The organism is Yaniella soli (assembly GCF_054782375.1).
This window is the reverse complement of the sequence record NZ_BAAGSP010000032.1, coordinates 25,810-32,985: the sequence shown is the minus strand read 5'-3', so window position 1 is coordinate 32,985 and position 7,176 is coordinate 25,810. Positions and strand designations below refer to the sequence as shown.

General features: G+C 54.0%; 7 protein-coding genes. All 7 read left to right on the top strand.

Annotated features, from left to right (window positions below; translation table 11 throughout):
* Positions 1-716 (top strand): transposase (locus tag ACYVJT_RS13395; RefSeq protein WP_499418470.1); only part of this gene is annotated, 716 nt, incomplete at its 5' end.
* 15 nt (positions 717-731) lie between these two features.
* Positions 732-2,444: a glycoside hydrolase domain-containing protein gene (locus ACYVJT_RS13390; protein ID WP_499418469.1), complete on the top strand. Its 1,713-nt coding sequence runs from the start codon at positions 732-734 to the stop codon at positions 2,442-2,444.
* Positions 2,445-2,960: 516 nt separating this feature from the next.
* Positions 2,961-3,872, top strand: coding sequence for a hypothetical protein (locus ACYVJT_RS13385; protein WP_343958457.1), 912 nt, complete (start codon positions 2,961-2,963; stop codon positions 3,870-3,872).
* A gap of 127 nt (positions 3,873-3,999) precedes the next feature.
* On the top strand, positions 4,000-4,998 hold the full coding sequence (locus ACYVJT_RS13380) for a hypothetical protein (RefSeq protein ID WP_343958455.1): 999 nt from the start codon (positions 4,000-4,002) through the stop codon (positions 4,996-4,998).
* A gap of 22 nt (positions 4,999-5,020) precedes the next feature.
* On the top strand, positions 5,021-5,389 hold the full coding sequence (locus ACYVJT_RS13375) for a hypothetical protein (RefSeq protein ID WP_343958453.1): 369 nt from the start codon (positions 5,021-5,023) through the stop codon (positions 5,387-5,389).
* A 33-nt stretch (positions 5,390-5,422) separates the two neighbouring features.
* Positions 5,423-5,860: a hypothetical protein gene (locus ACYVJT_RS13370; RefSeq protein WP_343958451.1), complete on the top strand. Its 438-nt coding sequence runs from the start codon at positions 5,423-5,425 to the stop codon at positions 5,858-5,860.
* A 29-nt stretch (positions 5,861-5,889) separates the two neighbouring features.
* The gene (locus ACYVJT_RS13365; RefSeq protein ID WP_343958449.1) at positions 5,890-6,906 is read left to right on the top strand and encodes a DUF7007 domain-containing protein; all 1,017 of its coding nucleotides are present in this window, start codon (positions 5,890-5,892) and stop codon (positions 6,904-6,906) included.
* Positions 6,907-7,176 lie beyond the last annotated feature (270 nt).

Genomic DNA, 7,176 nt, shown 5'->3' with positions numbered 1-7,176 from the left:
CGGCAGGGCAAAGCGGAGAACGTCGGCGCCAAGCCACTCATCCGCCACGCAAGATTCCCGAACTGGTGGCAGAAGCACCAAATATCGTGTGGTCATGGGATATCACAAAAATGCGCGGACCCACCAAAGGAATCTGGTATCACGCCTATGTAGTGTTAGATATTTTCTCCCGCTGCGTGGTCGCCTGGCGCATCGAAACCATCGAAGACGGCACCCTAGCCGCAGACCTGGTCGCCGAGGCCATCACCGAACAAGGCACCGCACCCGAATATCTTCACGCTGATGGCGGGGCAGCCATGACCTCTAAACCGTTGGCTTCGCTGCTGGTGGATCTGGACGTCACCAGGTCACATAACCGTCCTCGAACCAGCAATGACAACCCTTTCAGCGAGTCGCAATTCAAAACCATGAAATACACGCCTGACTACCCCGAACGCTTCGCCAGCATCGGTGAAGCCCGGGCCTGGATGGCACAATTCACCGACTGGTATAACCATGAACACCGCCACAGCGGCATCGGATTACACACCCCAGCCAGCGTGCATTATGGCACTGCCCACGAGGTCCGCGACCAGCGCCAAGCCGTGCTGGATGCGGCCTACGCCGCGCACCCCGAACGTTTCAACCGCCGACCCAACCCACCAAAATTGCCTGAGAAAGCCACCATCAACGATCCCGCCAAACGAACCCAAACTAGCCAACTAGAAAACGCATGACACGTCTCATTTGATTTGACACGCTCCGCTGGGACCCAAGCTGGGCTAAGAGCTAACACGCTGAACATAGGAGATAGCGGCGTTCTCGTCGAGCTGTTTTCCGCAGCGTGCGTATTTAACGAACCAGTTCCACCAGAAGGTACACGCTCGAATCAGCGCTCAACTTTTGACTCTCAGCTATCTGAGTTTGTAAGAGTCTTTCAAGGATTTAGTCAGTTGGAGGTCAACGGTAGGGGAGACTATCAAACATGGGCACAGCTCCTTGTCTCGATGGGTGACCCAGATCGCCCTGTAACAGGATGTGACACTAGGTTTGAAATAACACCCACTCGTGCTGCGTGGTTGGCTAATAACGGTTACAAAGCTGTCGGCAGATATCTCAACGACCCGGTTGGCTCAACACTGGACAAAGATATCAAACCCGGTGAGCTCGATGTTATTTTCGATGCCGGACTTCGGGTCATGCCAATTTTCCAAGAAAATGCTCGGCTCTATGAAGATTTCACGTATTCCGCTGGTTACAGTCACGCTACCGAAGCCCACGATTTAGCAGCATCCTTTGGATTCAACCGGGGTACGGTTATCTATTTTGCAGTTGACTACGATGCCACACAGCAGGCAATCGAGTCAGCCATCATTCCTTACTTCAACGGAGTAAGGGCTGGCCTTTTAGGGCGTGGCGGTCGCTACGTGCATGGGGTTTACGGTTCAAGAAACGTCTGCATCAATGTGACCGAACAGTGTCACGCACGCTACTCCTTTGTATCCAGTATGTCCTGGGGGTTTTCCGGCAACCTCGGATTCCCTCTGCCTGCTAACTGGTCTTTCAACCAAATCAAAGAATGGCGAGTAACAGATATCGATGAACCCTTCGACCTCGATAACAACGCATGGCGGGAAGATGACGGGGACCCCGGACAATCGTCGGTTAACAGCCCTACCCAAGTTGCCGAAGATTTTATTCAGTATATCAGTGACCTTTATCAATGCGCCCAGGACTATGGTCAAGGCGACCCCAACGAACTTGTGATGCAGTTTGTACGGAGTGAAAGCTATGATGGACTTCATTGGCAAGCATTGCTAGGCCCTGTAAATCAGGAATTTGTCAACTATGCTCAGGATCAAGGTTTCAACATAGTAGAGGAATTCACAGACCCAGTCACGGGATTCGCTGTGGGCACTGAGCACCTTATGGCCAGTTGCAACGGAGCGTACCGTAATGACACTCCGGGGAATCCTCAGACCACCAACGCGGGTGACTTGACGGGTTGGGGAGGTGACTTAATGACGTTTTATCGTGAATGGAGAGATCGAAGCAGCGAATATAGTTCGGGACATCAGTTCGCGATAGACAATCTTGCAGTCCCTGGTGTTGTTTCAACTTTTGGTTACTCTGATCTCATCGAAGATGCTGACGCATACAATCTGACACAACACATCAAATCGGGGAATAATATCGCCAATGCTTTCGCCAGATACTATTCGAGCCAGGGAGGTTCCAGACAGCGGTTCATAGATTTTTTTGCAGGAAGATTTGGCACAGAGGCGGTCGCCGAAGATGCAGCATATCACATGCTGGTCACTTCATCTGACCTGGTGCATGTCGCTGCAAGAGCATATTTTATTTTTGGCGTTGTCCCGCCACACTTGTTGCCATATGATGAACTCAGCAGTTTTATCAGTGGCTTTGCCACTGTCCTCAAAGAAAGAACCCTCATAGAGTCGTGAGTAATGAAACGGGCACACCAAAGTCTCGATTGGTGCGATTCTTCGCAACAGAAGGGACTTTGCTGTGGAGTCTCATCACGCTTGTTTCTTCATACGCGCTTGTCATCGTATTTTTCTGGGGGCATACTCGGACAAAGGTCGATATGAGGAGTCAATGCATTGTCTCAGGCCATGGATACGACCCTGAATACCATCGCTCTGACGCCTCTGGTCCATCCGGTGAGTTTTTCCCAATTAGCTACCCCTGTACGCCAAGCTATGACTTAGTTCAATGGTGGGTGAACCCAGCCGTTGCCATATTTGGTGTGGCATTGCTCATCGGTCTCTTTGCTTTCTCCCTCACCTGCTGGCGCCTGGCTTTCAAGACGGTGAAAACACTGGAGGCAGCATAGCGGATTTGCGTGTGCCGTCGAAGCGCTCACCGATCAGCACTGTGTGAAGTCGCCATGAGGTGACGAGCTACGAGCCGACAACCCATTCCGCAACGGCGACGAATAGGCCGGACACGGTAGAAGTATGACGAACACTCCGCAGCACCCCAGTGACCAGTCCGATTACACCGCCATTTCGCCCCGACCACTAGGCGAAGACGTGTCGTCGGCCTATATCTCGACGTTCGACGGCAAGCACTACGCCCACGCCATCACCCACCACAACTTCCACCCGGCGGTGCCATCCGAGTACCTGGCTGATAAATACCACGACGCAGAAGATGTTCAGAGCTACCTGGATCAGCGCGACCACGTCATCGAAGGTGCAGTCCGAGAGTGGCATGGCGACAAGACCACGGTTCGTACTGTAGGGCCATATGAGTACGATCAGTGGTCGAAACGGTACGAGTTCACCATCGAAATCAATGCCGCCCCGACCGAAGCCAATGCCATCCTGGCGCTACTTGAAGTTGATCCCGGATATTTAGCCGGTGACACCCACCTGGACGAGCACGTGATGGACGATCTTCGTGCTTTCGACCAGCTCAGCATTCCAAACTCCGACGATATCGATGCGATCTCCCAGATGGTATTTGCCAATCAGTTCCTCGGACTGTATCTACAAGAGTTTGAAGACACGATCCGCCGCAACGCAACGATCAACGAGTCGGTGCGCATCGAGGTCGATCCCGCAGCACGTGACCGCATCGAGGATGTTGCCATCTACTTTTACCGGCGCTTCGAGGGTGACATCACGGCCTGGCAGACTGCCACTGAGTATTCCTTGGCCGGATTCGCATTTGCCGTTGCCAAAGGTGATCAGTCGAACTTGGCTGATCTTCGCTCCTTTGATCTGCCTGAGCCGAAGAGTTATGAGCTGGATGAGCATGTCATCTCTGTGCGACTTGAACGCAATATGGTGGAGCATCTTCCGAAGATGACGATAGGCGAGACGTTTCACATCACTCAAGACGGCACGGTCACCTTGGCCAAATAGGCTCATCAACTCCAATAGTCCGGTTGCAGTATCGCCTGTGACCGGACTATTTTGTGCCTGCAAGAATATGTTTCACACACTGAGATTGGTGTCCCCTGGAATACTGCCCACCGGACACTATCAGTGCATGACGAAACCACTGACTTCCGCCCAGGCAGCACAGCAGAGCAACCGCACAAACGATGGCAAATACACCGCCAAGTCACATTCCGAAGCCGACGTGAGCCTTGGAGTCGAGGCTCCCGAGCCACGCTTCGACTCCCAGGGGAACGATTGGGGACCAGCCTTTGCCGAATACGAAGTAGAGTCCGTCCGCCAGCACGAAATCATGCACGTGCACTACAATGACGAGTTTTCTGAAGACTTCATTGCTGCTGAGCTCTCCGGAGACTGGTCGGAAATCGACCGGGTGCGTGAGCAGGAAGCGCATTGGGAGTGGGAGAATGATGCCTATGACCAGGAGGCGGCTTATGCCGTAGAGAGGCTTGGGTTAGAACCGGATGAGGCACGCAACGAGGAGCTGTTCGATGAACTCCGAGGTGCCATTGCAGACTCACCCAACACCATCTCCCCATACAAAAGCGTGCGGGACAACACCCCATCACAGCTGATGCGCATGGAGGTCTTCGAGGGTGAAAACCTCACGGACCACAACGAAGAGGCCTACCATGACGGCGATGCTCAAGTAGAAGTGCTGGAGGCCAAATTCAAAGAGCTCGGCTTAGACCCCAGTACCGAAATCAACCGCGATGCCATCGAAGACCTGGTCAATAACGGCCCCGAATATTGGCACGAGGGCGTCTCGTTAGACGTAATCTGGTCCGGCCCATATACCGATGCAGTGCCAGGCAACGACGAGAAGAGCCTATCGTTCAATGACCCAAATATGGTGCTCATCGACTCGTTCAACGGCTCGGGTTGGGAGGCCCAAACCCAGGGGACCATCAAGCGCACTATCGGTGCACGCAGCGAAGACAGCGACTTGCCAGGCGATAAGCGCGCATATTTGGACAATCTCGCCGGCGGATATGGGTGGGGAGATATTGCTGGTCCCATGCAATCAGCCTACGAAACTGAGGTCGAGGTGCAGGAGAAAGTAGTAGAAGATGCGATGGTAAACGCCTAGCGTCGTGCCGGACTCCTGGCTGGTGAAAGACGAACTCGACCAACGAAGGTACATCGTGCATTCAAAGCAATTCTCGAACAAAAGTCAGGACAAGATCGACGTTGAGTTCAAACAGTGGAAGCGCCGCTCGATCATCGCTCCTGTTTTGATGCTCAATGGGGTGGCTTTCGCAGCAATCGCCTTGTGGAACGCTGTGCGACTGCATGGCGGTACATCTGACCCGACCTTTAACATGTGGGCTTCCATCACGACTGGGGTGCTGAGCTGCATTCTGTTGGCTGTCGGCAGCTATGTCGGAAGCAGGCTGCTCATTGACGCGGAGCAACGCCGGGGTGAGCATAGAAGTTGCGCGGAATTTCTTGAAGATAGGGACCTCTCCGATCTCCTGTAGTGCACTTTCGTCGGCGCCGGACACAGTAAGTTCATGAGCCACTATGATCAGATGCAGACGCTGTCGAACTTGCTGGATACCGACCCCGTTTCGTCGCACTCCCGTCCCGCTACGGTAAAGCGCTACGTCCGACACATCGCTGACACAGTACGGTCAACGCAACACTTCGATGTCACATCAACAGTGGCCAAAACACGACGCAGTGAGCGCACCTATGCTCTGACCTGCACCGACCGGTCCAACGACCGCTCCTGGGTGATTATCACACTGGCCCACCGTCACCCGGCCAATAGCGGTGATGAATCGTCACCGAAGAATTTGTTCATTCACGTTACGACTCATGTTGACGGACGCTTCACTGGTCACCGAGAATTCGACCTATCTGAGACACCGCAGCAACTGTCGTCGGTCACTTTCCTGGCCGAAGCGTTGCAAGGCGTACTGCAACAGGCTGTCAGCATCGAACGCTGAAAGGCCGGCGCCCCGGACACTAGCTATCCATGACGACACCACTGACTTCAGCCCAATCAGCCCAGCAGAACAACCGCACCGGTGATGGCAAATACGCCACCAAATCACACTCCGAAGCAGAGGTGAGCCTGTCCGATGTCGGTCTCACCGATGCGCTCCGGCAGGCCATTGCAGCCAATAGACCGCTGGTACGCCTCGAAACACGAGACGACGACGAACCGCCGGTCATCTTAGAAGACCCGCAGAATTACCCCTTCACCGTGGGGGAGTACCAAGATTGGGATGTGGCCACCGAAGAAGAGGTGCAGTCCTACCGCGACCATCACAATGACCTTTACGACGCCGATGAAGAGAAGCGGCAAAAGGACGACCAGGCGCTGCACAACATCCAAGAAGAGCTCCAAAACATTTTCGACTCCTCCGACCGCGGGTACGCCGTAAAATCAGTCGATTACGACCGCGAACGCCACGACCTCATCGCCCAAATTGACACCGGAGACGGCACAGTGCGACCCTGGGCTGTCGGCAACGCACAGGACACCGATCCACAAGACCCCGCATATAAGAGGCTTGAGGAGCACGACCAAGGGTTCGGTGGCTACTCGTGGCGTGCTGGCTCTATGCGGCGCGACCACATCGGTGACATTGACTGTGGCTGGGAAAAGACCGAACGTGAACAAGCTTTAGAAGACCTCGGAGACAACTTCGAGTTCAGCACACATTCACTGCGCGATACCCGCTCGCCATGGGGCACAGTCCAGGATGCGGACCCTACCGGTTCACCACATATAGCATTTGTCTCCACCGACTCCCACGGCGGTTTCAAAGTCTCCCAAGGGGCCAATAAGCTCATCCCGGCACCGCTGCGCAAGCGCTCCGGATGGTACGAAGAAGACTGTGAACGAGCACATGTCATCGCATCATTCCCGACTGCCACACGTGTCGGCACTGGGGCGACCGCTAGCTCGATACACAGATCGGCGGTTAACTCACTGAAACGGTGGAACCCAGACAAGGGTGCTAAGGCAGGATTCATCGCCGACTAGGCCGGGGGAGTGGTGTCGCTGTGATCTAAGCGTCACAGTGGTGTCCCCACATTAGGATCGTGAGAATGAATCTATTCGAGATTTCTAGCCTAGTCATCCCTATATTGACTGCCCCTATTTGGCTCTCCATCTTGGGTTGGTTAAATTCAAGAATCCGGCATCAGCGAAGACTCACCCAATACTCGCAAATTTTAGCGAATCTGCCGAAAGGTTATGAGCGTGACCGGTGGCAGGTGATAGTCGATGACCAATCCAAAGACGCTCGACTTG